General features: G+C 71.9%; 23 protein-coding genes. 6 read left to right on the top strand and 17 right to left on the bottom strand.

Annotation, left to right across the window (positions count from 1 at the left end):
- Window positions 1–62: 62 nt before the first annotated feature.
- Window positions 63–1,541: an MFS transporter gene (locus GQQ95_RS08025; RefSeq protein ID WP_157427254.1), complete on the top strand. Its 1,479-nt coding sequence runs from the start codon at window positions 63–65 to the stop codon at window positions 1,539–1,541.
- On the opposite strand, the gene GQQ95_RS08020 is transcribed toward GQQ95_RS08025, so the two are convergent.
- From GQQ95_RS08020 to GQQ95_RS08000, 5 genes are all read right to left on the bottom strand, one after another.
- A complete protein-coding gene (locus GQQ95_RS08020; protein ID WP_157427138.1) occupies window positions 1,516–2,106 on the bottom strand; it encodes a dihydrofolate reductase family protein in 591 nt (196 codons plus the stop codon). The genes GQQ95_RS08025 and GQQ95_RS08020 overlap by 26 nt on opposite strands.
- The gene (locus tag GQQ95_RS08015; RefSeq protein ID WP_157427137.1) at window positions 2,106–2,582 is read right to left on the bottom strand and encodes an SRPBCC family protein; all 477 of its coding nucleotides are present in this window, start codon (window positions 2,580–2,582) and stop codon (window positions 2,106–2,108) included. The genes GQQ95_RS08020 and GQQ95_RS08015 overlap by 1 nt, the downstream gene beginning before the upstream one ends.
- Window positions 2,575–2,916: an ArsR/SmtB family transcription factor gene (locus tag GQQ95_RS08010; protein WP_157427136.1), complete on the bottom strand. Its 342-nt coding sequence runs from the start codon at window positions 2,914–2,916 to the stop codon at window positions 2,575–2,577. The genes GQQ95_RS08015 and GQQ95_RS08010 overlap by 8 nt, the downstream gene beginning before the upstream one ends.
- A gap of 258 nt (window positions 2,917–3,174) precedes the next feature.
- On the bottom strand, window positions 3,175–3,972 hold the full coding sequence (locus GQQ95_RS08005) for a response regulator (protein WP_157427135.1): 798 nt from the start codon (window positions 3,970–3,972) through the stop codon (window positions 3,175–3,177).
- A complete protein-coding gene (locus tag GQQ95_RS08000; protein ID WP_157427134.1) occupies window positions 3,969–5,456 on the bottom strand; it encodes a sensor histidine kinase in 1,488 nt (495 codons plus the stop codon). Before GQQ95_RS08000 ends, GQQ95_RS08005 begins: the two co-directional genes overlap by 4 nt.
- A 137-nt stretch (window positions 5,457–5,593) precedes the next feature.
- Here GQQ95_RS08000 and GQQ95_RS07995 point away from each other — a divergent pair, with 137 nt between their 5' ends.
- Window positions 5,594–7,027 carry an FAD-binding oxidoreductase gene (locus GQQ95_RS07995; RefSeq protein WP_157427133.1) on the top strand — a complete coding sequence of 478 codons (1,434 nt, stop codon included), beginning with the start codon at window positions 5,594–5,596 and terminating at the stop codon, window positions 7,025–7,027.
- A 24-nt stretch (window positions 7,028–7,051) separates the two neighbouring features.
- Here the strand turns inward: GQQ95_RS07995 and GQQ95_RS07990 are convergent, their stop codons facing one another.
- Window positions 7,052–7,912, bottom strand: a complete 861-nt coding sequence (locus GQQ95_RS07990) for an alpha/beta fold hydrolase (RefSeq protein WP_157427132.1) — start codon at window positions 7,910–7,912, stop codon at window positions 7,052–7,054.
- 2 nt (window positions 7,913–7,914) lie between these two features.
- Complete coding sequence (locus GQQ95_RS07985) at window positions 7,915–8,646, bottom strand: hypothetical protein (protein ID WP_246205278.1); 732 nt, start codon at window positions 8,644–8,646, stop codon at window positions 7,915–7,917.
- 191 nt (window positions 8,647–8,837) lie between these two features.
- On the opposite strand from GQQ95_RS07985, the gene GQQ95_RS07980 reads away from it, so the two are divergent.
- Window positions 8,838–10,160: an MFS transporter gene (locus GQQ95_RS07980; RefSeq protein ID WP_246205276.1), complete on the top strand. Its 1,323-nt coding sequence runs from the start codon at window positions 8,838–8,840 to the stop codon at window positions 10,158–10,160.
- Window positions 10,161–10,195: 35 nt separating this feature from the next.
- On the opposite strand, the gene GQQ95_RS19325 is transcribed toward GQQ95_RS07980, so the two are convergent.
- Window positions 10,196–10,585: a phage holin family protein gene (locus GQQ95_RS19325; protein ID WP_170297011.1), complete on the bottom strand. Its 390-nt coding sequence runs from the start codon at window positions 10,583–10,585 to the stop codon at window positions 10,196–10,198.
- A gap of 281 nt (window positions 10,586–10,866) precedes the next feature.
- On the opposite strand from GQQ95_RS19325, the gene GQQ95_RS19445 reads away from it, so the two are divergent.
- Together GQQ95_RS19445 and GQQ95_RS07965 are read left to right on the top strand one after the other, a co-directional pair.
- A complete protein-coding gene (locus GQQ95_RS19445; protein WP_212275346.1) occupies window positions 10,867–11,844 on the top strand; it encodes a hypothetical protein in 978 nt (325 codons plus the stop codon).
- Window positions 11,845–11,946: 102 nt separating this feature from the next.
- Window positions 11,947–12,639: a DUF4232 domain-containing protein gene (locus tag GQQ95_RS07965; RefSeq protein ID WP_157427130.1), complete on the top strand. Its 693-nt coding sequence runs from the start codon at window positions 11,947–11,949 to the stop codon at window positions 12,637–12,639.
- Window positions 12,640–12,663: 24 nt separating this feature from the next.
- Here GQQ95_RS07965 and GQQ95_RS07960 read toward each other — a convergent pair whose 3' ends face one another.
- The 4 genes from GQQ95_RS07960 to GQQ95_RS07945 form a co-directional block, all read right to left on the bottom strand.
- Entirely contained in the window at window positions 12,664–13,422 is a 759-nt protein-coding gene (locus GQQ95_RS07960) for an SDR family NAD(P)-dependent oxidoreductase (RefSeq protein WP_157427129.1), read from the bottom strand.
- 165 nt (window positions 13,423–13,587) lie between these two features.
- Window positions 13,588–15,042: a DUF6421 family protein gene (locus GQQ95_RS07955; protein ID WP_157427128.1), complete on the bottom strand. Its 1,455-nt coding sequence runs from the start codon at window positions 15,040–15,042 to the stop codon at window positions 13,588–13,590.
- 212 nt (window positions 15,043–15,254) lie between these two features.
- Entirely contained in the window at window positions 15,255–15,719 is a 465-nt protein-coding gene (locus tag GQQ95_RS19320) for a GNAT family N-acetyltransferase (protein ID WP_170297010.1), read from the bottom strand.
- A gap of 91 nt (window positions 15,720–15,810) precedes the next feature.
- Window positions 15,811–16,428 (bottom strand): TetR/AcrR family transcriptional regulator, encoded by a 618-nt coding sequence (locus tag GQQ95_RS07945; protein ID WP_157427126.1) that lies wholly within the window; start codon window positions 16,426–16,428, stop codon window positions 15,811–15,813.
- 77 nt (window positions 16,429–16,505) lie between these two features.
- Here GQQ95_RS07945 and GQQ95_RS07940 point away from each other — a divergent pair, with 77 nt between their 5' ends.
- Complete coding sequence (locus GQQ95_RS07940) at window positions 16,506–17,999, top strand: MFS transporter (RefSeq protein ID WP_157427125.1); 1,494 nt, start codon at window positions 16,506–16,508, stop codon at window positions 17,997–17,999.
- A 95-nt stretch (window positions 18,000–18,094) separates the two neighbouring features.
- Here the strand turns inward: GQQ95_RS07940 and GQQ95_RS07935 are convergent, their stop codons facing one another.
- From GQQ95_RS07935 to GQQ95_RS07915, 5 genes are all read right to left on the bottom strand, one after another.
- Window positions 18,095–18,391: a DUF4190 domain-containing protein gene (locus GQQ95_RS07935; RefSeq protein ID WP_157427124.1), complete on the bottom strand. Its 297-nt coding sequence runs from the start codon at window positions 18,389–18,391 to the stop codon at window positions 18,095–18,097.
- 169 nt (window positions 18,392–18,560) lie between these two features.
- Window positions 18,561–20,609, bottom strand: coding sequence for an acetate--CoA ligase (gene acs, locus GQQ95_RS07930; RefSeq protein ID WP_246205274.1), 2,049 nt, complete (start codon window positions 20,607–20,609; stop codon window positions 18,561–18,563).
- Window positions 20,606–21,535 (bottom strand): ABC transporter permease, encoded by a 930-nt coding sequence (locus tag GQQ95_RS07925; RefSeq protein ID WP_157427123.1) that lies wholly within the window; start codon window positions 21,533–21,535, stop codon window positions 20,606–20,608. Before GQQ95_RS07925 ends, acs begins: the two co-directional genes overlap by 4 nt.
- A gap of 12 nt (window positions 21,536–21,547) precedes the next feature.
- Window positions 21,548–22,585 carry an aliphatic sulfonate ABC transporter substrate-binding protein gene (locus tag GQQ95_RS07920; RefSeq protein ID WP_157427122.1) on the bottom strand — a complete coding sequence of 346 codons (1,038 nt, stop codon included), beginning with the start codon at window positions 22,583–22,585 and terminating at the stop codon, window positions 21,548–21,550.
- 56 nt (window positions 22,586–22,641) lie between these two features.
- Window positions 22,642–23,616 (bottom strand): ABC transporter ATP-binding protein, encoded by a 975-nt coding sequence (locus GQQ95_RS07915; protein WP_157427121.1) that lies wholly within the window; start codon window positions 23,614–23,616, stop codon window positions 22,642–22,644.
- Between the last annotated feature and the right edge of the window lie 434 nt (window positions 23,617–24,050).

The following is a 24,050-nucleotide window of genomic DNA, read 5'->3' as shown; positions in this document are numbered from 1 at the left end:
AGCAGGTCGAGGCGCAGGCGACGGCGAGCGCCGAGGTGGGTGTGGTGCCGCCGCCAGGCGGCATGCGCACGTTCATGCAGGTGCTCGCCAACACCGCCGTCGCCAACGTGACGACGAGCTTCCTCTGGTTCGCCCTCACGTTCTGGGTCTACCTCGAGACGCGGTCGGTGCTGGCGACGGGCATCATCGGCGGTGCCTACATGCTGCTCATCGCCTTCTTCGCGATGCTGTTCGGCTCGATCGTCGACCGGCATCGCAAGCTCCAGGTCATGATCTTCTCGAGCATGGTCACGCTCGTGGCCTTCGCGATCGCCGGCGTGCTGTACCTGCTGCAACCCGAATCCGCCCTCGTCGACCTCGGCGGCCCGTGGTTCTGGGCCTTCTCGGGCATCATCCTCTTCGGCTCGGTCATCGAGCACATGCGCAACATCGCCCTGTCCACCACGGTCACGCTGCTCGTGCCGGTCGAACGGCACGCCAACGCCAACGGCCTCGTCGGGACCGTCCAGGGCCTCGCGTTCATCGTCACGAGCGTGTTCAGCGGGCTCGCGATCGGGTTGCTCGGCATGGGCTGGACCCTCGTCATCGCGATCGGGCTGACGCTCGTCGCGCTGGTGCACCTGTTCTTCCTGAAGGTGCCCGAGGAGCGCCCGGTGCCTGCCGAGGGCGAGCGGGCGTCCACGATCGACATCAGGGGCAGCGTCGCGGCCATCCGCTCGGCGCCCGGCCTCTTCGCCCTCATCATCTTCTCGACGTTCAACAACCTCATCGGCGGCGTCTACATGGCGCTCATGGACCCGTACGGCCTGACGCTCTTCCCGGTCGAGCTGTGGGGTATCGTGCTCGGCGTCACGGCGACGGGGTTCGTCATCGGCGGGTTGGTCATCGCGAAATTCGGCCTCGGCACGAACCCGATCCGCACGATGCTGCTCGTCGTCGTCGCGATGGGGGTGCTCGGCGCGCTCTTCACCATTCGCGAGTGGTGGTGGCTCTACGGCCTCGGCATCTGGGCGTACATGGCGCTCATCCCCGCGGTCGAGGCGGCCGAGCAGACCGTCATCCAGAAGGTCGTCACCTTCCGGCGCCAGGGTCGCGTCTTCGGCTTCGCCGCCGCGGTGGAGTCTGCGGCCGCCCCGATCACGGCGTTCCTCATCGCGCCCATCGCGGAGTTCATGATCATCCCGTACATGAACTCCGACGCCGGTCAGCAGGCCTGGGGCTGGCTGCTCGGCGAGGGCGAGGCGCGCGGCATCGCGCTCGTGTTCCTCGTGTCGGGCCTGCTCATGGTCGCGCTCGCCCTCGTCGCCTTCACGACCCGCTCCTACCGACGGCTCTCCGAGGAGTACCGCGGGGCCGAGGGGAACCCCGACGCGGTGACCGAGACCGATGCGGCTGCGGCTGCCGATGCCGGTGCCGGAACCGATGCAGGCGCCGGTGCGGATGCCGATGCCGATGCCGATGCCGATGCGGATGCCGATGCGGGTGCCGGCCCTGACACCGAGTCCCAGGCGGGCATCAGCGCACGAGGTAACGAACGCTGAGCACGCCTCCCGGCTTGGTTTCGACGTGATCGAGCTCGAGCCCACCCGCGCCCGCACCCTCGCCCACCTCGGCCGGGCTGAATGAGCGTCCCGATCCGAGCAGCACCGGCACGACGCGCAGATGCAGCTCATCGACCAGCCCGGAGCGGAACAGCGCATCGGTCAGCGTCAGGCTCCCCCAGACGATGATGGTGGCGAAGCGCTGCTTCAGTTGCGCGGCGGCGGCGACGCCGTCGCCGCGCAGGATCTCGATCTCGCCGTCGCCCCAGGGCGCGCTCGCGAGCGTGTTCGAGACCACGAACTTCGGCACGCGGTTGATGAGCTCGGCGATGTGCTCGACCTCCGGGTCGACCTTCGGCCAGTAGTCGGCGAACATGCGGTAGGTCGTGGCGCCGAACAGGATCGCATCGACCTGTGCGACGTACGCGAGCTGCTCCGCATCGTTGAGGCCGACGTCGCCGTCCTCTCCCGGTTGGATGAGCGACTCGAAGAAGTCGATGCCGCCGGCCGGGTCGGCGGCGTATCCGTCGGCGGTGACGACCTGCTCCGCGATGAGGCGACCCATCAGTTCGCCCGCGAATCCGCGAGATGCTCGACGAGGACGTCGAACGCGGAGTCCCAGCCGTCGTAGACGTTCTCGTCGCCCGGTGCCCCCTCGATGCCCAGGACGTGGAAGGTCATGTGCGTCTGGTCTCGGCCCTCGCCGTGCTCGGCGAGCTCGATCGTGAGCACGGGCGCCGCATCATCGGCGTCGCCGGGTGAGCCCCACGTCATCACGAGTCGCTCGGGCGGGGCGACCTCCCGGAAGACGCCGGCCGTCGGGTACTCGGTTCCGTCGGGCGCGATCATCGTGTACCGGTACCGGCCGCCGGGGCGGACGTCGAGGTCGACGCTCTCGCGGGGCGTGATGATGCCGCGCGGGTGCCACCAGGCCGCGGCCTCGTCGGGATCGGTCCAAGCCCGCCAGACGAGCTCCCGGGGTGCGTCGAAGACGCGCGTGATGGTGAAGTGCTTCGTTGCGGAGGCGGTCTGCTCAGGCATCCGTCTGTCCCTTCAGTTCACGGAGGCGCTCGTCGAGCAGGTCGAAGCGCGCGTTCCACTCGCCGCGGTGACGCTCGACCCAGGCGGATGCCTCGTCGAGCGGCTCGGTGCGGAGGGTGCAGGTGCGCCACTGGGCCGTCGCGGTGCGTTCGATGAGTCCGGCGCGCTCCAGCACCTTGAGGTGCTGGGAGATCGCGGGGCGGCTCATCGCGAAGGGCTCGGCCAGTTCCCCGACGGTCGTCGGCCCGCCGCGGAGTCGCGAGAGGATCTCGCGCCGCGTCGGATCGGCGAGCGCCTGGAACACGAGGCTGAGCTCGTCGGGCCCGTTCTGCATGTAAGCAACTCCTTAATTAATTGTTTGCTTAAACTACGACGCCTGTTCGACGACGTCAAGGGCCTGCGTTCGACGTATTCGCCAGCGATCCCGTCTGGCCGCTCGGTCCCCCTCCGGTCCGGACGATGCTGCCCGATTCGGAGATTCGGGCGACGCGCCGACCGCTGGCGCTGTTTCCGCGGCGTGTCGGCCAATACTCCGAATCCGGCAGCCTCGTCGCCGACCGGCGGGGGCCTCGGCGTGCGTTGGCTCGGCTGACTATCGCGCGGGCCGGACGACCCCGTGCTCGTACGCGTAGACCACGGCGTGCACGCGGTCGCGGAGGCCGAGCTTCATGAGCACCTTCGACACGTGGGTCTTCACGGTCGCCTCGCCGACCCACATCCGCTGCGCGATCTCGGCGTTCGAGATGCCCTCGGCCAGGAACTCCAGCACCTCACGCTCCCGGTCGGTGAGGGTGGCGAGTTCGGGCGGACCGGAAGCAGGCATCGCCCCGCCCGCCGCGCCGCTGGCGCCTGTTCCGGTGGGCGCCGCGCCGCCGGCGCCTGTTCCGGCGCTGGCCTCGATCGGATTCGGCAGCCCCGGGGACGCCGGGAACCCGGGCGAACCCGCCTGCGCCCTCGGCGTCCCCCGTCTGGCGACCGCCTCGATGACCCGCCGGGTCACGTCGGGGGAGAGCAGCGCATCGCCGCGGGCGACGACCTGCACGGCCTCGATCAGCTGCTCGGGGCTGGAGTTCTTCAAGAGGAACCCGCTCGCGCCGGCCTCGAGCGCCTCGAAGAGGTAGTCCTCGCGGTTGAACGTGGTGAGCACGAGCACGGCCGTCGTGGAGGAGGGGTCCGCGGTGATGCGCCGCGTCGCCTCGAGGCCGTCCATGCCGGGCATCTGCACGTCCATGCAGACGACGTCGGGTGCGAGCGCGGCGACCTGGGCGAGCGCGGCGAGGCCGTCGGCCGCCTCGCCGACGACCTCGATGCCGTCCTCGGAATCGAGGATCGTGCGGAAGCCCGCGCGGACGAGGCCCTGGTCGTCGACCACGAGCACGCGGATGCTCACGAGCGGGCCGTCTCGCGCCGCAGCGGGAACCTGGCGCGCACGAGGTAGCCGCCGCGCGCGCGGGGGCCGACCTCGAGCGTGCCGCCGGCCGCGCCGACCCGTTCGCGCATGCCGAGCTGGCCCAGTCCCTCGCGCACGTGGGCGCCGCCGGTCGATACAGGGGCCGCCGCGCCGGCGATCGAGCCGGTCGCCGAGCCCATCGTCGAGGCCATCGTCGAGCCCGACACCGACCCCGCCATGGACCCTGCCGCGGACACCGACGTCGCAGCAGCAGCCCCGGCAGCCGACCCCATCGCCGACCTCGTCGCCGTCCCGGTGTTCGTCACCTCGACCTCGACCGCGTCCTCCTCCCAGCGCACCCGCACCTCGGCCGTGGCCGAGGAGCCGGCGTGCTTCCGCACGTTCGTCAGCGCCTCCTGCACGATGCGATAAGCGCCGAGATCCACGACGGCCGACACCGGCCGGGGCTCGCCGATGATCGCGAGGCTCACCGGGAGCCCGCCGTCCGCGCTGTCGGCCACGAGCTCGTCGAGTCGCTCGATGCAGCGGGTCGACGTGCTCGAGGTCGCCGGGCCGTCGCCGACGGTCCGTCCGGTGGCGAGGTCGATCGAGCCGGTGTCGGCGTCCCCGCGGAGCGTGCCGAGCAGGCCGTGCAGTTCGTCGACGGCATCGCGTGCACTCGACTCGATGGACGAGAGCGCGTCGGCCGCGGCATCCGGATCCTTCGCCAGGACCCGGCGAGCGGCACCCGCCTGCACGCCGATGACCGACACGTGGTGCGCGACCACGTCGTGCAGCTCGCGCGCGATGCGCAGCCGTTCGAGGGCGACGGCCTGCACCCGCGTGCGCTCGCGCTCGGCCGCGAGCTCGGCGGTGCGCTGCTCGAGCTCGGCCCGCGCCCGAGCCGAGCGATAGGCGGTGTCGCCGAAGAACCAGGCGCCGCCGAAGTAGAGCAGGTTCGTCAGCACGTTGATGAGGCCGTACGCGACGTACGGCGAGAGCAGGCCCTCGCGGCCGAGGTCGGGCAGGTAGTCCTGCATCGCGGAGTACGTGATGAGGCCCCAGAACAGCCAGGCGAACATCCCGACCACGATGACCGTGCGCACGAGGTTGGCGCGGCGGCGACTGCGGCCCCAGGCGCCGACCGTGTAGATCGAGATGAAGAGCGCGATGTTCGAGAAGAGGATCTCCATGGTCTCGGTCGTCGCGCCGATGATGAAGGCAGCGGATGCCGCGACCGCCACGATCTCGGGCCAGCGGCGTCGCACGGCGAGCGGCCCCGTCATGCCGAGCACCCAGAGCGCCGAGCCCCACCACGGCGCCTCGTCGCCGATGCCGGCGATGCGGTAGAGCACCACGCTCCCGGCGGTCGCGGCCGCGAGGACGGCCGCGAGCACGAGATCGTCGCGGTACGCGCGGCGTCCTGGGCGCGGACGGACCCACTCGACGCCGTCGACGACGGGTGGTGCGGTGGTGGCGCTCATCCCCCAACGCTAGCGAGCGGCAGCGCCGGGCGGATCCGTCGTGCGGCGGAGTTCAGCACGGCCGGCGCACGGCCGGAGCACCGTGCGCCCGGCCCCCCCGCCGGCCCGCCGCCCCGGCCGGGGTTAGGCTCGCTCGCATGAGTCACCCCGTGCCGACCGAGGATCCGAGCGTCGACGAGCAGGAGACGGTCCATCGGCGGGTCGTCGCCGGGCTGCGGGCGGCGCTCCGCCCCGACCAGGTGCTGACGGATGCCGCGGCGCTCGCCGCCTACGCGCACGACGACGCCGAGTGGGCGCCGTTCGAGACGCCGATGGCCGTCGTGCTCGCCGAGGACGAGGGCGACGTGGTGGCCGTCGTTCGGCTCGCCGCGGCATCCGGGGTCCATGTCGTCGCCCGCGGAGCCGGCACCGGTCTCTCGGGCGGGGCGAACGCGGTCGCGCGCAGCATCGTGCTCTCGCTCGAGCGCATGACGCGCATCGTCGAGATCGATGCGGCCGAGCGGTTCGCGGTGGCCGAGGCCGGCGTCATCAACGACACCCTGCGCCTGGCGGTCGCCGAGCACGGTCTCTGGTACCCGCCGGACCCGGCCAGCTACCGGATCTCGACGATCGGCGGCAACGCGGCGACGAACGCGGGCGGCATCTGCTGCGTGAAGTACGGCGTGACCCGCGACTACGTGCTCGGACTCCGGGTCGTGCTCGCCGACGGCGAGGTCGTCGACCTCGGCCGTCGAACCGCCAAGGGCGTCACGGGGTACGACCTCACCGCGCTCCTCGTCGGCTCGGAGGGCACGCTCGGCATCATCACGCGGGTCACGGTGAAGCTGCTGCCGCTCGCCGGGCGCGAGGAGCGGGCGATCGTGGGGGCGTTCGGGTCCTTGCGCGCCGCCGGCGACGCCGTGGCCGCGATCAGCGCCTCGGGCATCGTCCCCGCGGCGCTCGAGATCATCGACCGCACCTGCATCGAGGCAGTTGACGCGTGGCAGGCCCTCGGCCTGCCGCACGGCGTGGACACGATGCTGCCCGCGAAGGTCGACGAGGTGGGTGCGCTCGGAGAGCGCCACGCGGCATCCGTCGCCGGGCTCATGGTCGATGCGGGGGCGCTCGCCGTCGAGCGGGCTGCGGATGCCGAGGAGGTCGACCGCCTCTTCCTCGCGCGCCGGCTGGCGTATCCGGCGCTCGAGCGCCTCGGGCCCGTGCTGACCGAGGACATCTGCGTGCCGCGCGGGGCGGTGCCCGAGATGCTCACGCGCATCCAGGTCGTGGCCCGCGAGCACGACGTCGTGATCGCGAACATAGCCCACGCGGGCGACGGCAACCTGCACCCGCTCATCATCGCGCCGGAAGGTGACGACGCCGCCAAGGCCAGGGCGAAGCTCGCGTTCGACCGCATCGTCGACGAGTGCCGCCGGCTCGGCGGGACGGTCACGGGCGAGCACGGGGTGGGCCTGTTGAAGCTCCCGGGCGCGCGGGCCGAGCTCGGGGAGCGCGTGGTCGCGCTGCACGCGTCGATCAAGCAGGCGCTCGACCCCGCGGGCACGCTGAACCCCGGCAAGGCGTTCCCGGCCTGAGCCGATCGCCGGGCGCGTTCGCCGTCAGCGCGCGAGGAACGCCAGCAGCTCCTCGTTGAAGCGCGCCGGCTGCTCGATGTTCGTCGCGTGGCCGTCGCGCTCGATCACGGTCGAGCTCGCGAGCGGGTTGAGGTCAGCGGATGCCGCGGCATGCGCCGAAGGCCAGAACTCGCTCTCGGCGCCGGCGATGAAGAACGCCGGGACCTCGGCTGCGGCGATCGCCGGCCGCCAGTCGCGCTTCGCGTGGTCGTTCAGGAGGGCGAGCTGGGCCGGGCTGAAGGTGGGCTTGCCTCCCTTGGGGAGCTCCATCGCGCTCAGGACCCGCGCGATGCGCACGAGCCCCTTCGACTTCGCGGGGAAGCGGCCGGGGTCGGGAATGCCGGTGGCGAAGGTCGTGTCGACGTTCGACGCGTCGTAGTCGTAGAACCCGAAGGGCCAGTCGTCGGAGTTCAGCATCTTCGGCGTCTGGTCGACGATCACGACATCGCGGATGGCCCCTGCACCGCCCGCCGGCCGGCCCGCCGGCCGACCCTCGCCTGCCCGGGCGCCGGAGGTGAGATGCGCCCAGATGGCGTTGCCGCCCATCGACTGCCCGACGATCGTCGCCTGCTCGAGCCCGAGCTGCTCGACGAGCTCGCCGATGTCGGCGCCATGCCGTTCCATCGTGTGGGCGGCGGGGTCGTCGGGGCCCACCTCAGACAGGCCGTGACCCCGGCGATCGAACGCGATGACGCGGTATCCGGCGCGCATCAGGGGCTTGACCTGGTAGCGCCAGCTGGTGGCCGCCGCCTTGAATCCCGCCACGAGCACCACGGGCCTGGCCGACGGATCGCCCGAGTCGACGTAGTGCAGGCGGGTGCCGTCATCGGCGGTGATGTCGGGCACGGTCAGATCCTCACGGGGTAGGTCAGCAGGATGACGAGGCCGGCGACGGCGACCACGATCGCGAGTCCGAGGAGCGTGCGCACGACCCAGGGCTGGAGTTCGCGTTGCGACATGGCCGTCAGGAACAGCACGAGCGCGAACAGGACGGTCAGGATCGAGTAGTTGTCGCCGCGCTGGTTGTTCTGGAGCGCCGTGGCGAAGCGTTCATCGGCGCGCTCGTTGGACTCGGCCGCCTCCTGCGTGCCCGGCGGCACGTACGCGTCGAGGACGAACGGGCCCTGCGCCTCACGGCCGCCGGCCTCCCATGCGTCGAACGCGACCCGGAACTCGGGGGAGAAGCGCTCCTCGATGTACGTCGCGAGCTGCGTGTCGTCCTGTGCGGTGGCGAGCACCCACTGCACCCAGATCGACTGGTCGCTGGCCCTGGCGTCCCGCGCCTGGCTGGAGAAGTCGGTGGCCTGCACCCGGGCGCTCGATGCCTGGCTGAAGGCGATCGACATCTCGCCGCCCCACTTCGACGCCTGGAAGCCGCACCAGGCCGTGAGCACGGCGACCGTGGAGAGCAGGAACACGGCGACCGCGTCGACCACGCGCTTCTTGATGACGTCGCGTCGTTCCGCCGTGGCCGCCGCACTCGTCGGGTTCTCCGTCCCTGCGGCACCGCCGTCGGTGCCCGATCGTGCCTTCCGGGCGGATGCCGGCTCGTCGTGCGCTGCGCTGGTCGACTCGGTCATCTGCTGATTCTGCCCCGGGCGGCGCGGATCGGTCGAGGGGCGCGGCGGTGAGATCGCGCACGTGGGCGAACTCGTGGTCCCAGCGCCGGGGGATGGGCCACGTCGGCGGGATGTGCGCCGCGGGCGTCGACAGTGGCGCGGATCGCGCCGCGGGCGCATGATGGGCGGGTGAGTGCGAACGCGGCACGGTCGTGAGCTCGACGGCCGAGACGCCGCCAGAGGCGACGCCGACCTCCACGCCGGGGCGTGTGCAGGCGGTCTACTTCACGCTGCTCGTCGGCAACACGCTCGCGGCATCCTTCATCTGGGGCATCAACACGCTGTTCCTGCTCGACGCGGGGCTGACCAACCTCGAGGCGTTCGCGGCCAACTCGTTCTTCTCGATCGGCATGGTCGTGTTCGAGGTGCCGACGGGGGTCGTCGCCGACACGTTGGGGCGCCGCGTGTCGTACCTGCTCGGCACCGTCACGCTCGCCGTCACGACGGTGCTCTACTACCTGCTCTGGGTGTGGGAATCCCCGTTCTGGGCCTGGGCGCTGGTCTCGGTGCTGCTCGGGCTCGGCTTCACGTTCTTCTCCGGGGCGGTCGAGGCCTGGCTGGTCGACGCCCTTACGGCCACGGGGTACACCGGCAGCCTCGAGCGGGTCTTCGGCCGGGGCGTGTCCGTCGCGGGCATCGCGATGCTCGGCGGCTCCACGCTCGGTGGCGTCGTCGCGCAGGCGACCGATCTCGGCGTCCCGTTCCTGATGCGCGCGGGCGTGCTCGTGCTGATGTTCGTGCTCGCGGCGGTGCTGATGCGCGACCTCGGATTCACCCCCGCAGGTCGCTCGAACCCGATCGCCGCGACGAAGCAGGTCTTCGTGGCCTCCCTGAAGTACGGCCTGGGCCGCCCGGGCGTGCGCTACCTCATGCTCTCGTCGATGTTCACGGCGGGCGTCGGGTTCTACGTGTTCTACGCGCTGCAGCCCTACCTGCTCGAGCTCTGGGGCGACGAGGGCGCGTACTCGATCGCCGGACTGGCTGCGGGCATCGTCGCCGGGTCGCAGATCATCGGCGGGCTCGTCGCGCCATGGCTGCGCAGCCGGTTCCGCCGGCGCACCACGTCGATCACCCTCTCGATCGCGGTGAGTGCCGGCATCCTCGTCGTGCTCGGCGTGAACCGCAGCTTCTGGGTGGCCCTCCTCCTGCTGGTGCTGTGGGCGCTCATCGATGCCGCGGCCGGGCCCGTGCGCCAGGCGTACATCAACGACATGATCCCGTCCAGCCAGCGCGCGACGGTGCTCTCGTTCGACTCGCTCATCGGCAGTTCGGGTGCCGCCGTGATCCAGCCGGTGCTCGGCCGGTCGGCGGACGTCTGGGGCTACCCGTTCTCGCTCGCCCTGAGCGGCGTCCTGCAGGCGTTCGCCGTGCCGTTCGTGTGGCTGAGTCGCCGCAGCGGAGAGGCGGCGGATGTCGCGACGACGGCGGATGCCGCGCCCGACGTCGCCCCGACCGACGACCCGCGGATCGAGTAGGCGTCCGGCCGCCGAGCGGTCCGCCGCGCCGCGGCCTACCGCCTCGCGGAGCCCTGCCGGTCGAACCGGGGCGTGATGAACCGGCCGGCCACCCAGCCGAGGATCGCGGTGATGACCCACACGATGACCGTGGCGAGGATCCAGCCGCCGACGCCGTCGAAGCTCACGCCGCCGAAGAGCGACGCGACCCACAGTGCGAGGAAGGTCGAGATGAGGCCCGCGATGCCCGCGACGGTCGGTGCCGCGCGGTGGAAGATGCTGCGCACGAGCCACTCGACGAAGGCCTGCACGATCGCGAACACGATGATCGCCACGAGGAACCCGCCCGGGTGCACGTGGAACCCGGGTACGAGGAGGGAGGTGACGAGCAGCGCGATCGCTGCCGTCGCGAGGAAGATCGCCAGGTTCAGGAGGGTGCGCACCATGCCGTGAGCGTAGCGCTCGGCCGGGCGTTCGGTGGCGTGCACGCTCCGGCGCGTGGCGGTCGGGCCGGCCCTGAGTATCCTCTGGGTGCCATTGTGCCCCGAACGGGGGGTCTTGGTAGGCTCGGTTGATGTCACTGCGCCGTGGATCGACCCGCGCCCGACCGCCGAACGGCTCCTCCCCCTCGTCCCGTTCGACCTCGTCGAGGCCGTCCATCCGCCGGACCGGCGCCTCGCATCACGCCGATGAACGCGCATCCGCCCGCGGCCCCGGAAAGCTGGCGATGAGCCTCGGCGCGGTCGGCGTCCTGGCGCTCTGCTCGCTCGGCGCGGCCGTCGGGGTGCACGCGGCGGGCGGCGACGATGCCGCACCCGCGGCCATGATCGCGAAGATCATCGGCACCTACGAGACCACCGAGGCCGCCATCGGCACGGATGCCACCGATCCCGAGCGCCTCGCCGCAGGCGAAGGCCACCAGCCGGGCGACGGCAGCGCCCCCGACCCCGGGCGAGCGCCCGCCCCCGACGCCCCATCGACGCCCGAGCCCGCCCCCGACGATGCGGTCGATGCCCCGCCGGACGCCACGGCGACCCCGACGCCCACCCCGGACGCACCGGCACCGGCGCCGGTCGATCCCGCCGACCCGCTGTCGCCCGAGTACAACCCCTACACGACGGAGGGCGACCCCGCCTACGTCACGGACGCCGAGAAGTCCGCGTGGCTCGGCCGCGAGGCGATCGTGCGCTCGTGCATGGCCGCGGCCGGCTTCGAGTACCTCGACTGGCAGTGGTGGCTGGGCGGCAGCCCGCAGCCGCCCGGTCAATCGCCCGAGGATGCCGCCGCCTGGTCCGCCGCGCTCCGGGGCGAAGGCGAGATCGACGACGGATGTCGCGCCGAGGCGCAGCGCGCCGCAGACGACGCTGCCGCGGCCGGTGCCCCGCTGAGCGCCGAACTCCCACCGCCGCCCGGCCCGGAGGTCCCGACGGAGCGCGAGAGCTGGCTGGCCTTCCAGGCAGCGGTGCGCTCCTGCATGAACGAACAGGGCCTCGAGTACCGCTACTGGGAGTACTGGAACCCGGCCTACGACAGTGCGGAGGGCTCCGCCGCGATGCCGCCGGGGCTCGACGATGCAGCCCGCGCCACGTGGAGCCTCGCGGCGTTCGGCTCGGCGGACGCGCAGTCGGGCGGTGGCGCGCCGAACGACAGCGGCGGCTGCTGGGCGACGGGATTGGGCGCGAGCGGCTACCGCACCTTCGACTGACTCCAGATCAGGGATACCCCTGTTCCCGCGGCCCTCGGCGACGATAGCCTAGGGGGTCGGGCGGCGCCCGCCGAACGGGCGGCACACGACGAGGAGGTCTCGATGACGGCGAAGACGACGGCCGCCACGATCGGCCTGCTGCTGGCCGGCACCGTGGCGTTGACGGGATGTGCCGGCGCGGTGAGCTCCGGTTCGGTGAGCTCCGGCGTCGGGGCGACGATCGCGCCCTCGCCGACCCCGACCCCACCGCCGACCGCCACCGCAACCCCCACCGCAACCGCCACGACGGACCCGGCCGGCGGGGACGCCGAGGGCGATGCCGGGGCGAAGGTCGCGGCGCGCGACGAGGAGCAGTTCGGCGACGACGTCGCGGTGGCGACGAGATGCCTCGACGACCAGCTGCGACTCGCGGTGGAGTCCCTCCCCGACGAGTCGGGCGCCGGGTCGTTCGGGTTCCAGCTCGTCTTCACCAACGTCTCCGACCGAGACTGCACCATCGACGGCTGGCCCGGACTCATCGCCATCGACGCCGACGGTGCCGAGGTCGGGTGGCCCGCGTACGCGGACACGAGCAGCTCATCCCTGGTCGTGCTCGCGGCGAGCGGCGGCATCGCCACCTCGCACGTCCGCGCCACCCAGGCGGGAGCCTACGACTGCGCTCCCATCGACGCCGCAGGCCTGCGGGCGCGCATCACGTCCGACGGTGCCGGGGGCGGCATCGACGCGCCGTACGCGATCACGGTCTGCGACGGGCGGACCTCGACGATGACGACCTCGCCGGTCGTCCCGGGCTGAGGGCGCGTACGGTCGGCTCGCTCGTCACTCCGAGAGGGTGACGACCGTTCCGTTGAGCTCGGCCGTGCTCGCGGCATCCGCTCGCCAGAGCCCGACGACGGATTCCGCGAGCGCCTCCTCGAGACCCGCGAGGGACTGCACGCGGAAGGTGACCGCCGCGGCCGGGGCCTCGGCCTTCGCGAAGCCTTGGGCGAGCGAGCGCATCCACGACTCGGATGCGGCCTTGACCGCGGTGTAGTTGGCGCCGCCGGTCGTCGGGCGTTCGACGGTCGTCGACGACACGATCGCGATGCGACCGGAGGGGGAGGAGAGCAGGTCGTCCCAGAAGACCCGGCTGACGTAACGGAGCGCGGTGAAGGAGCGCTCGAGCACCCGGTAGTCCTCCTCGGTCTGTCCGGCGATGCCGCCGCCGCCGCGCCAGCCGCCGACGAGGTGGATCACGCCGTCGACGTCGCCGTCGCGGGCGTGCACGCGCATCGCGAGCTCGAGCACCTCGTCGCCGTCGGTGAGGTCGGCGAGTTCGCAGGCGATGCCGGGCAGGTCGGCCTCGAGTGCGTCGAGGCGACCCTGGTCGCTGCCGACGGCGACGACCCGGGCGCCGGCCTCGAGCAGTGCCGTGGCCACGGCCCGCCCCGAGGCGCTCGTCGCGCCCGCGATGACGACGGTGCGCCCGGCGATGCCGGTGCCGAGGGAGTCGCGGCTGTCGCGGGCGGCGTCGGTGTCGCGGGCGGCGTCGGCGACGCCCTCGGTGGCGCCGTTCGCGCCGGTGGGCTGGTCGGTCATGTCGGCTCCTCGGGTGTTCCGTCGGCGGACGAGGGACTCCTGGGTCGTCCCTCTGCCCGCGGCGTTCGCCGTGTTCGCCGTTCCTCAGGCGAACGCACGCTGCTCAGGCTGGAATCCGCGATCCAGTCCTGAGCAGCGTACGTCGTCCTGATCCTGCGGTGTCGGTCAGGCGGCGTCGGCCGCCGTGATGCCGACCGTCGACTCGATCACGGGCTTCATCTTCTTGTCGAGCGCCTCGTAGAACATCGAGAGCGGGAACTCGTCGTCCATCACGAGGTCGGTGTACCCCTTGGGCGGGCCGGCGAGCACCTCGCGCGGCAGGCCCTCGGCCCACACCGACGCCGGGTTCGGCGTCACGACACTCGTCACGAGTTCGTAGGCGGCGAGCCAGTGCACGGTCTTCGGACGATCGATCGACTTCCAGTACAGCTCGTCGATCGCGTCGCCGAGCTCCACCACGGCGTCGGGCACGGCGTCCCAGTCGAAGCTCAGCGAGACATCCGTCCACTCGAGCACGTGCTTGCGGTGCAGCCACGCGAACAGCAGCTGGCCGCCGAGCCCGTCGTAGTTGCGCACGCGCGACCCCGTGATCGCGAATCGGAAGATGCGATCGAAGATCACCGCGTACTGCACGAGCTTGCCGTGCTCGAGGAGCTGCGCCTCGACCGCGGTCAGCGCCTCGCCGGCGTCGACGCGCGCGCGAAGGCGTCGCTCGATCTTCACCGACTCGCGGAATGCGGTCAGGTCGCACCGCAGCTCCTCGAGCGAGTAGAGGAAGAACGGCATGCGCTGCTTGATCATGAAAGGGTCGAACGGCAGGTCGCCGCGCATGTGCGTGCGGTCGTGGATGATGTCCCACATCACGAACGTGCGCTCGGCGAGCTCCTGGTCCTCGAGCAGTGCGGCCGCATCGGCGGGCAGCTCGAGCTTCGTGATCTCGGATGCCGCGCGCACGACCCTGCGGTAGCGGGCCGCCTCGCGGTCCTGGAAGATCGCGCCCCACGTGAACGGCGGGATCTCGCGCATCGCGACCGTCTCGGGGAACAGCACCGCCGAGTTCGTGTCGTAGCCGGGCGTGAAGTCGACGAGACGCAGTGACACGAACAGCTTGTTCGAGTAGTCGCCGGCCTCGAGGGCGGCGATGAACTCGGGCCAGATGGTCTCGACGACGAGCGCCTCGACGTGCCGGTCGGGGGAGCCGTTCTGCGTGACCATCGGGAAGACCACGAGGTGCCGGATGCCGTCGATGCGATGCCGCTGCGGCTGGAACGCCACGAGCGAGTCGAGGAAGTCGGGGATGCCGAACCCCTCGGCCTGCCAGCGGCGGAAGTCGACGACGGATGCCGCGAGGTAGTCGCCCTCGTGCGGGAACCGCGGCGCGAGCGCGTCGATCGACGCGACGATCGCGTCGACGAGTTCACCGGCCCGGCCGTGGTCGGATGCCTCGGGCACGGACCCGTCCTTCGCCTGGAGCCCCTGCAGCTCGGTCGCCGAGGCCTTGAGCGCGAGCCACGCGGCATCCGTCTCGACGCCGTCGGCGAGCGCGAGGTCGGCGGTGGTGACCACGTCTTCGAGGACCTCGGGTTCGCCGATGATGGCGTCGGCAGTGGTGCTCGACATGTGAACCTCCGTTCCCCTGGACGCGTGCCGATCGGCACTGAGGCGCGACGGGAATCGTCGCGCACGTCAAGGCTACGAGGCATCCGCCTGCGATTGATTGAGAACCGACGCGTGAATCCTGCGTCGAGGCGGCGGAACGCGACACGATCTGCCACCGCGCGTGAGAAGCGTGCGCGCCCCTTCCAGCGCCCCGCGAACGCCCTCCGTGCGGGCTAGAGCGACTTGACCATGTGCAGCGAGGCCGCCTCGAAGCCGAGGCTCTCGTAGAGCTCGATCGCGGGCACGTTGTACGCGAAGACGTTCAGGCCGAGCATCGGGGCGCCGTGCTCCTTCGCGAAGGCGGCCGCGTACTCCATCGCCGCGCGGGCGTACCCGTGCCTGCGATGCGGTGCCCGGATGTGGATGTCCCACACCCACCACTGGTCGCCGCCCTCCTTCCAGGGGCCGAGCCACAGCCACCCGACGTCCTCGCCGTCGGCGAGGATCGCGAACAGGTGCTGGCCCTCGACGAGGTGGCGACCGTCGGGGAAGAAGCGTGCGAGCGAGGCCCGCTTGCCGTCCTGCGCCTCGGCCTCGGAATCGCCGGCCCGCATGCGCGCGGCCTCGTAGTAGGCCATGGACTCGGGGAGCCAGAGTTCGATGTCCTCATCGGACATGCGCACGTATTCGATGGGCATGCCTTCATGCTCGCATCGAGCGGGCCCGGATGCGAGGACCCGGACGCGAGAGCACGGATGCGATGACCGCGTCAGGCCGGCGACGTGCCCGTCACCAGGGCTCGTCGGCGCGCGGAAGGAGGGCGCGCACCTTCTCGACGGCGTCGGGGAAGCACTCGTCGAGCACCTCGGTCGCGGTGACCTCGCTGCCGTAGTCGCCCGTGAGCCGCAGGCCGACGACGGTGTTGATGAGCATGCCGATCGCGAAGAAGGTGCGGGCCTCATCGGCGGTGAACCCGGCCTCGTCGCGGGCGAAGCGCCACAGGCTGCTGAAGCCGTCGCGGGCCACCCGGCCGATCTCGGCCTCGCCGCCCATCGAGGTCGAGCCCGCGATCAGGGGGAGCATGCCGCGCTCGACGAGCAGGCCCGTGTAGGCGGCGCCGAGGCGCTCGCCGCGGTTCTCGACCGGGCCGGGAAGCGCCGTTCGGAAGGCCTCGAGCACGTGGGCGTAGGCGCGCTGGATGACCTCGATGTAGAGCTTCTCCTTGGTGCCGAACAGGCGCACCACGTAGGGCTGGCTCACGCCGGCGGCACGGGCGACCTCGTCGGTGGTCGTGCCGACGTACGTCTTCGCGCCGAACACGGCGGTGGCCGCGACGAGGATCTGCTCGCGCCGGTCGACGGCGCTCATGCGAGGTGCGGATGCCGGAGCGGAGACGTCGGTGCTCATGGTTGACAGGTTATCAGTCGATTACTACAGTGCATCCCAGACCTAGTAATCATTCGATAACAACCTCGGGAGCGACCATGTCCACCACCCTCCACGAACCGTCGGACGCCGGGCCCGGATCGATCCGGGCCGAGGCGTCCCGGCCGATCGAGGCATCCGTCGTCGGCGCTCCCACCGGGCGCCGGGCGCCTCGGGCCCTCTGGCTCGTGCTCCTCGCCTCCGCGCTGCCGATGTTCATGGCCACGCTCGACAACCTCGTCATGACGAACGCGCTGCCGGTGCTGCACACCGAGTTCGGGGCATCCGTCGAGGAGCTGCAGTGGTTCATGAACGCCTACACGCTCGCCTTCGCGAGCACGATCCTGATGGCCGTCGCCCTCGGCGACCGCTACGGACGGCGCACGGTCTTCGTGCTCGGCATCGTCGTCTTCACCCTCAGTTCCGCGTTCGCGGCGCTCGCGACCGACCCCGGCCAGCTCATCGCGGCTCGAGCCCTGCAGGGCTTCGGTGCCGCAGCGATCATGCCGCTCTCCCTCACCCTCCTGGCAGGCTCCGTCTCGCTCGCACGTCGCCCGCTCGCCATCGGAATCTGGGGCGGCGTCGCCGGGCTCGGCGTGGCCGTCGGACCGCTCGTCGGCGGCGCCGTGATCGAGGGACTGTCCTGGCAGGCGATCTTCTGGATCAACGTGCCGGTCGGCATCGTCTCGGTCGTCCTCGCGCTCGCCGCACTGCCCAACGGATTCGGAGCCAGGCTGCGGGCCGACCTCATCGGGCTCGTGCTCTCGGGCCTCGGCCTGCTGGCGCTGGTCTACGGCATCGTCCGTGGCAACGAGGCGGGATGGTCCAGCGCGGAGGTGCTCGCGGGCCTCGTGGGCGGCGGCATCCTGTTGCTCGCCTTCCTCGCCTGGGAGCGCCGCGCCACGGCGCCGCTGCTCCCGCTGCGGCTCTTCCGCGATCGCAGCTTCTCGATCGCGAACGTCGTGGGCTTCGGGTTCAGCTTCGGCGCGTTCGGGTCGATCTTCATCCTCATCCAGTTCCTGCAGGTCGTGCAGGGGGCCAGCCCGTTCGAGGCCGCACTGCAGACCTCGCCGTGGACCCTCGCCCCGATGGTCGTCGCCCCGCTCGCCGGCATCTTCGCCTCGCGGATCGGCACCCGCACGCTCATCGTCGCCGGACTCACGCTGCTCGGCGGCGCCCTGATCTGGCTCACGACGTTGCTCGAGCCCGGCGTGGCGTACGAGTCGTACGTCGTGCCGTTCCTCGTCGCCGGCGTCGGCATGGGACTCGTGTTCGCGCCATCGGCGACCGCCGTGCTGGCCACCATGGCCCCCGACGACCACGCCAAGGCAAGTGGCACCAACTCCATGGTCCGCGAGGTCGGCGTCGCACTCGGCATCGCCGTCTCGACCGCCGTGTTCACCGGCGCCGGAGGCGAGCTCCTTCCCGACCTCTACGCGGTCGGCGCCCAGCCCGCCGTCGTGGTGGGCGGGGCCGTGGTCCTGGCCACCGCGCTCGTCGCGCTGCTGCTGCCCGCCGGACGGTCCGCGGGTGCGCCCGCCGCAGCCCACTGACGCCCTTCGGCCCTGGCGCGGGATGCGCAGCAGGCCGAACACGACGAATCCCCCGCCCGGATGGTCCGGAGCGGGGGATTCGCGGGGTCAGCAGGTCAGTACGAGGTGGTGCTGAGCGAGCCGGCTGCGGCGACGAGCGAGACCGACACGATGATCGCGATGATGATGATCGCGATCGACACGAAGCCGATGATGACGGCGGCGAGGGCCAGTCCGCGGCCGCGCTCGCCGGTCTTCTTGACCTGGTTGAGGCCGATGAAGCCCAGGACGATCGCGACGACGTTGAAGCCGAGGAGCGAGAGCACGAAGCCGACGATCGACAGCACGTTCCACTTCTCGGACGGCGCGGCCGGAGCGGCGGCGGGAACGGGGGCGGGAGGCAGGTTGGTCATTCGGGTTTCCTTCTGTGTGGTGGCGGCGGACGACCGCCGGATGCAGCGTGGCAGGTCGAGCGTTCCTCGTCAATGGGCAGCGCCTCCCGCGCGTCACGGCGTGACCCGCGAGGTCACGCGCGCCTCGTGCCGGCCGGCCGCCCAGCCCGAAGCCGGGGGCGCCGGGTGATCAGCCGGCCAGCACCGCGGCGATCGCGCCGGGCACCCGGTCGTCCTGCAGCGAGGTCGTGTCGCCGAGCGGGCGCCCCTCGGCGAGGTCGACGAGCAGGCGACGCATGATCTTGCCCGAGCGGGTCTTCGGCAGGTCGGCGACGAACACCACCTCGCGCGGCTTCGCGATGGGGCCGATGGCCGTCGCGACGTGCGCGCGCAGCGCCGCGGCCCGGTCGGCCGCGAGCGGCGAGGATCCGGCTGCGCCGGTCAGGGCGTCGGATGCCACGACGAATGCCGCGATCGCCTCGCCGGTCGTGGCATCCGAGACGCCGACGACGCCGGCCTCGCCGACCGACGGGTGGGCGACGAGCGCCGACTCGATCTCGATCGTCGAGAGGCGGTGGCCGGAGACGTTGATGACGTCGTCGACCCGGCCGAGCAGCCAGATGTCGCCGTCGGCGTCGACCTTCGCGCCGTCGCCCGAGAAGAAGTAGCCGCGGTCGGCGAAGCGCGCCCAATACGAGTCGCGGTAGCGCTCGGGGTCGCCCCACACGGTGCGGGCCATGCCCGGCCACGTGCCGTCGATCACGAGGTAGCCGCCATGGCCCCGCGCGACATCCGCACCCTGCTCGTCGACGACGCGGGTCGCGAGCCCGGGCAGGGCCCGAAGCGATGAGCCGGGCTTCAGCGTCGAGACGCCGGGCAGCGGTGCCATGACGGCCGCCCCGGTCTCGGACTGCCACCAGGTGTCGACGATGGGCGCCGTGCCGGCGCCGACCTGCTCGCGGAACCAGATCCACGCCTCGGGGTTGATGGCCTCGCCGACCGATCCGAGCAGGCGGATCGAGGACAGGTCGTGGCCGCCCTCGGCCGGCCCGGGCACGCCGTCGGGGAACCACGTCATGAGCGAGCGGATGAGGGTGGGCGCCGTGTAGTAGGTCGTGACGCCGTAGCGCTCGATGATCTCGAAGTGCCGGCCCGGATGCGGGGTGTTCGGCGTGCCCTCGTAGATCACGCTCGTCGCGCCGGACAGCAGCGGCCCGTAGTGCACGTAGCTGTGCGCCGTGACCCACGCGAGGTCGGCCGTGCACCAGTAGACGTCGTCGGGCTTGGCGTCGAAGACCGCCCAGTAGCTGTACGCCACGTGGGTGAGGTAGCCGCCGGTCGTGTGCACGAGTCCCTTGGGCTTCCCGGTCGTGCCGCTCGTGTAGATGATGAAGAGCGGATGCTCCGCGTCGAAGCTCTCGGCGTCGTGCGTGTCGGGCTGCCGGTCGACGAGGTCGTGCCACCACACGTCGCGCCCAGAGGTCCACGGCAGGTCGGGCGTCTCGTCTCCGGTGCGCCGGATCACGAGCACGTGCTCGACGGATGCCACGCCCGCGACGGCCTCGTCCACGGCGGCCTTCACGGGCACGGCCGTGCCGCGGCGGAACTGCCCGTCGGTCGTGATGACGAGTTTCGCCCCGGTGTCCTCGACGCGGAAGCGCAGGGCCTCGGCCGAGAATCCCCCGAACACGAGCGAGTGCACGGCGCCGATGCGCGTGATCGCCAGGGTCGCGATGACCGTCTCGAGCAGGACGGGCAGGTAGACGACGACCCGGTCGCCCGCGACGATGCCGAGCTCGGTGAGCGCGTGCGCGGCCTTCGCGACCTCGTGCTGCAGCTCGGCGTAGGTGAGCGATCGGCGGTCGCCGCGCTCGCCCTCGAAGTGGAAGGCGACCTTGTCGCCGCGTCCGGCCGCGACGTGGCGGTCGACGGCGTTGACGCTCGCATTGAGGCGGCCGCCCGCGAACCACTCGGCGCGCGGCACGCTCAGCTCGCCCGTGGTCGCATCGGGAACGGCCGGATGCCACGTGTGGGCGGTGTGCCATGGCTCCGCCCAGTCGAGGCGCTCGGCCTGCCGCGACCAGAACTCGATCGGGTCGGCGGGCGCATCCTGGATCCAGGCGGCGTCGACGTTGGCCTGCGCCGCGAACGCGGCCGGCGCCGGGAACCGGCGGCGCTCCTCGAGCAGGCCCGAGATGGTCGGGGTGGCGTCGGCTGCGGCATCCGTCGCATCCGTCACGCCCACTTGCGCACCGCCCAGCGCTCGAAGAGCCCGACGAGCGCGTCGGTCAGCTTGCCGAGGATCGCGAGCAGGATGATCGCGAGGAAGATGCGGTCGATGCGGCCGTTGTTGCCGGAGTCGACGAGGAGGAAGCCGAGGCCCATCGAGCTGGCGATGAGTTCGGCGGCGACGAGGAAGAGCCAGGCCTGGGCGAGCGCGAGGCGCAGCGCCGAGATGACCGACGGCACGACGGCGGGCAGCTGCACCGCAGTGAAGAGGCGGAAGCCGCGCAGGCCGAACGCGCGTCCGGCCTCGAGCAGGTGCGGGTCGACATGCCGCAGGGCGGCCGCGACGATCGTGTAGACGGGGAAGAACGCGCCGATCGCGATGAGGATGATCTTGGAGTCCTCCGCGATGCCGAACCAGAGGATGAGCAGCGGCACCCAGGCGAGCGAGGGCACCGCGCGGATCGCGCCGAGCGTCGGGGAGAGCAGGATGTCGCCGAGGCGCGAGAGCCCGACGAGGGCGCCGACTGCGAGCCCGAACGCGGCGCCGATCGCGAAGCCGATGAAGACGCGCTGGGTCGAGATCGCCACGTAGAGGCCGAGCAGGCCGCGCTGGGCCAGGTCGACCGCCGCGAGCCACACCATCTCGGGGCTCGGCAGCATCGAGACGGGCACCAGCCCGCTCGTCGAGACGAGCTGCCAGGTGAGGAGGAGGGCGACCGGGATGATCGCGCCGCCGACGATCACGAACCAGCGCCGGTCGACGAGGCGCCGGCGGGCGCCGGTGCCGGCGGGTCCGGCGGGTGGAGCAGGGGTGACGGATGCCCCTCGGCCGGCGGCGACCGAGGTGGTCGCGCCGTTCACGGCGACGCGGATCGCGTCGCTCTCGTGGACCAGCGCACCGGTGGTGATCACCGGGCCGTGCGAGGCATCCGTCATCTCGGGGAACTCCTACTCGAAGCGCGACGGGTCCGCGGCGGTCGCGAACTCGTCGTTGATGAGGGTGTCGAGCGCGTCGTCGACCTGCTGCTGCGAGGCGACGTCGCCCAGCTCGACGAAGATCGGGCCGATCTTCTCGAGCACCGCGACCTGCGCGTCACCGGGGACGTTGTCGACGTCGAGGTTCGTGCGCTCGTCGATGACCTTGGTGGCGACGGCCTCGTCGAGGCCGGCGACCTCGGCGAGGATGGCCGCGGTCTCCTCGGGGTTCTCCTCGGCCCAGGCGCGGGCGTGCTCATAGGCGTCGACGACGGCCTGCGCGACCTCGGGCTTGCCCTCGATGAACTCCTCGGTGGCGTTCAGGAAGCCGTAGCTGTTGAAGTCGACGTTGCGGTAGAAGAGGCTCGCGCCGTCTTCCTCGGCGCCGGCCATGATCGGGTCGAGGCCGGCCCAGGCGTCGACCGAGCCGTTCTGCAGCGCCGCCCAACCGTCGGCGTGCTGGAGGTTCTGCACGGTGATGTCGCCGGCCGTGAGGCCCTCGGCCTCGAGCGACTGCAGCAGGAAGAAGTACGGGTCGGTTCCCTTGGTGGCGGCGACCTGCTTGCCCTTGAGGCCCTCGACCGAGTCGATGCCCGTGCCGTCGACCGTGACCAGCGCCGACCACTCGGGCTGCGAGTAGATGTCGATGACCTGGATCGGCGAGCCGTTCGAGCGGGCGAGCAGCGCGGCCGAGCCGGCCGTCGAGCCCACGTCGACGGCGCCGGCGCGGAGCGCCTCGTTGGCCTTGTTCGAGCCGGCCGACTGCACCCAGTTGACCGTCAGGCCGGCATCCTCGAGCCAGCCCTGGTCCTTGATCACGAGGCTCAGCGGGTTGTACGTGGCGAAGTCGATGTTCAGCGTCTGGCCCTCGAGCGAGACGGCCTCGCCGGAGGTCGAGGGCTCGGGCTCGGCGGCCTGGCCCTCGCCCGCGACGCAGCCCGAGAGCAGCAGCGCGGATGCGGCGGCGCCGGCGACGAGCGCGGAGCGGAGGAACGGAGTGGTGCGGGGCATGGGTTCTCCTCTGGGATGACGCGTGGATGCGGTGGCGCGTCGAAGCGGGTGGTGCGTCAGTAGGGGTAGTGCGGGATGGTCGTGGTGGTCTCGATGCCCCGGGCCGAGCCGTGGCGGTCGATGCCGAGACCGTCGAGCAGCCGTGCGCGGAGCTCGGCGAGTTCGGCCGACCCACGGTCGCGCGGGCGGTGGCCGGGGACGACGATGGTCTGCGTGACGACGGCGCCCGGCGTCTCGGGCTCGTGCCCGAGCAGGATCACGCGGTCGGCGAGCTGCAGCGCCTCATCGACGTCGTGGGTGACGAGCAGCACGGTGGCCGGCTCGGCCGCGTGCACGTCGAGCAGGAGGTCCTGCATCTTGAGGCGGGTGAGCGCGTCGAGCGCGCCGAACGGCTCGTCAAGCAGCAGTACGGCTGGGTTGCGGGCGAGCGCCCTGGCCAGCGACGTGCGCTGCGCCATGCCGCCGGAGACCTCGCGCGGCCGGTGGCCGGCGAACTCGGCGAGCCCGACGAGGTCGAGCAGGCGTGCGACCTGCTCGCGTCCGGCGGCGCGCGACGTCGAGCGTGGCAGGCCCAGTGCGACGTTGTCGGCGATGGTGCGCCAGGGCAGCAGGCGCGGCTCCTGGAAGCCGACGGCCGAGCGCGGGTCGAAGGGCTTCACGGCCTCGCCGTCGATGAGGGCCTCGCCCTGCGTGGGCTGGTCGAGGCCGCCGGCGATGCGCAGGAGCGTCGACTTGCCGCATCCGCTCGGACCGAGGATCGCGACGATCTCGCCGGCCGCGATCTCCAGGTCGATGTCGCGCAGCACCTGCCGGTCGCCCGACTGCGACGCGAACGCGCGCCCGATGCCGCGCAGTGAGACCGGGGCCGCGGCGGCCGAGCTGCTCGCCGCCGTCGTGGTGCCCGTGGCCGCCGTTGCCGCGTCGGCCGCCGACGTGCGCGTGGCCGCCGTCGAGCTGCTCTTGGCCGCCGTCTCCGCGTTCGCGCGACCGGCCGCGGATGCGTCGCGAGCGATGGCGGATGCCGCGGTCATGGCGTCTCCTCGACGGACAGGGGCTGGTGGGGGTGTCTCGACGGTACCCATCGCAGAGCCTGCTGTCAGGCGGGCCCGACCCGCGGCGTAACACGCGAGATCCGCGCCCGATGACCGGAATGCTCGAACATCCTTCGATCGGCGCCGGTCGGGAGCCGGCGTCGGCCGGCGTGCCGACCATCGACCGGGCGTCTGACCCGGGCCCGGCGGGCCCGCCCGCCCGCGGCCCGGCAGGCCCGCCCGCCCGCGGCGCGAGCTGCCGACCCGTCGCTGCGCGAGAACAGGCGGAAGTGGCGCGGTGGTCGCGGGGACAGGCGCCGTGACGGCGCGCGCGGTGCGGTTGCCTGTTTTCGGTCGTGCGTGGGAGGCGGGGCCGGCCAGCGCGCCAACCAAGCGGGCCAGCCAAGCCGGCCAGCCGCCGGGCCAACCAAGCG

Source organism: Agromyces salentinus (assembly GCF_009749395.1).
Taxonomy (GTDB): domain Bacteria; phylum Actinomycetota; class Actinomycetes; order Actinomycetales; family Microbacteriaceae; genus Agromyces; species Agromyces salentinus.
Note: the sequence above shows the minus strand (reverse complement) of the source record. Positions and strands in the feature narration are given on the sequence as shown.

Excerpts from the sequence above, each read along its gene's own strand:
- GQQ95_RS08025 (WP_157427254.1), top strand. The coding sequence starts at position 63 with ATGCGCACGTTCATGCAGGTGCTCGCCAACACCGCCGTCGCCAACGTG.
- GQQ95_RS08020 (WP_157427138.1), bottom strand. The coding sequence starts at position 2,106 with ATGGGTCGCCTCATCGCGGAGCAGGTCGTCACCGCCGACGGATACGCC.
- GQQ95_RS08015 (WP_157427137.1), bottom strand. The coding sequence starts at position 2,582 with ATGCCTGAGCAGACCGCCTCCGCAACGAAGCACTTCACCATCACGCGC.
- GQQ95_RS08010 (WP_157427136.1), bottom strand. The coding sequence starts at position 2,916 with ATGCAGAACGGGCCCGACGAGCTCAGCCTCGTGTTCCAGGCGCTCGCC.
- GQQ95_RS08000 (WP_157427134.1), bottom strand. The coding sequence starts at position 5,456 with ATGAGCGCCACCACCGCACCACCCGTCGTCGACGGCGTCGAGTGGGTC.
- GQQ95_RS07995 (WP_157427133.1), top strand. The coding sequence starts at position 5,594 with ATGAGTCACCCCGTGCCGACCGAGGATCCGAGCGTCGACGAGCAGGAG.
- GQQ95_RS07985 (WP_246205278.1), bottom strand. The coding sequence starts at position 8,646 with ATGACCGAGTCGACCAGCGCAGCGCACGACGAGCCGGCATCCGCCCGG.
- GQQ95_RS19325 (WP_170297011.1), bottom strand. The coding sequence starts at position 10,585 with ATGGTGCGCACCCTCCTGAACCTGGCGATCTTCCTCGCGACGGCAGCG.
- GQQ95_RS19445 (WP_212275346.1), top strand. The coding sequence starts at position 10,867 with ATGAGCCTCGGCGCGGTCGGCGTCCTGGCGCTCTGCTCGCTCGGCGCG.
- GQQ95_RS07965 (WP_157427130.1), top strand. The coding sequence starts at position 11,947 with ATGACGGCGAAGACGACGGCCGCCACGATCGGCCTGCTGCTGGCCGGC.
- GQQ95_RS07960 (WP_157427129.1), bottom strand. The coding sequence starts at position 13,422 with ATGACCGACCAGCCCACCGGCGCGAACGGCGCCACCGAGGGCGTCGCC.
- GQQ95_RS07955 (WP_157427128.1), bottom strand. The coding sequence starts at position 15,042 with ATGTCGAGCACCACTGCCGACGCCATCATCGGCGAACCCGAGGTCCTC.
- GQQ95_RS19320 (WP_170297010.1), bottom strand. The coding sequence starts at position 15,719 with ATGCCCATCGAATACGTGCGCATGTCCGATGAGGACATCGAACTCTGG.
- GQQ95_RS07945 (WP_157427126.1), bottom strand. The coding sequence starts at position 16,428 with ATGAGCACCGACGTCTCCGCTCCGGCATCCGCACCTCGCATGAGCGCC.
- GQQ95_RS07940 (WP_157427125.1), top strand. The coding sequence starts at position 16,506 with ATGTCCACCACCCTCCACGAACCGTCGGACGCCGGGCCCGGATCGATC.
- GQQ95_RS07935 (WP_157427124.1), bottom strand. The coding sequence starts at position 18,391 with ATGACCAACCTGCCTCCCGCCCCCGTTCCCGCCGCCGCTCCGGCCGCG.
- GQQ95_RS07925 (WP_157427123.1), bottom strand. The coding sequence starts at position 21,535 with ATGACGGATGCCTCGCACGGCCCGGTGATCACCACCGGTGCGCTGGTC.
- GQQ95_RS07920 (WP_157427122.1), bottom strand. The coding sequence starts at position 22,585 with ATGCCCCGCACCACTCCGTTCCTCCGCTCCGCGCTCGTCGCCGGCGCC.
- GQQ95_RS07915 (WP_157427121.1), bottom strand. The coding sequence starts at position 23,616 with ATGACCGCGGCATCCGCCATCGCTCGCGACGCATCCGCGGCCGGTCGC.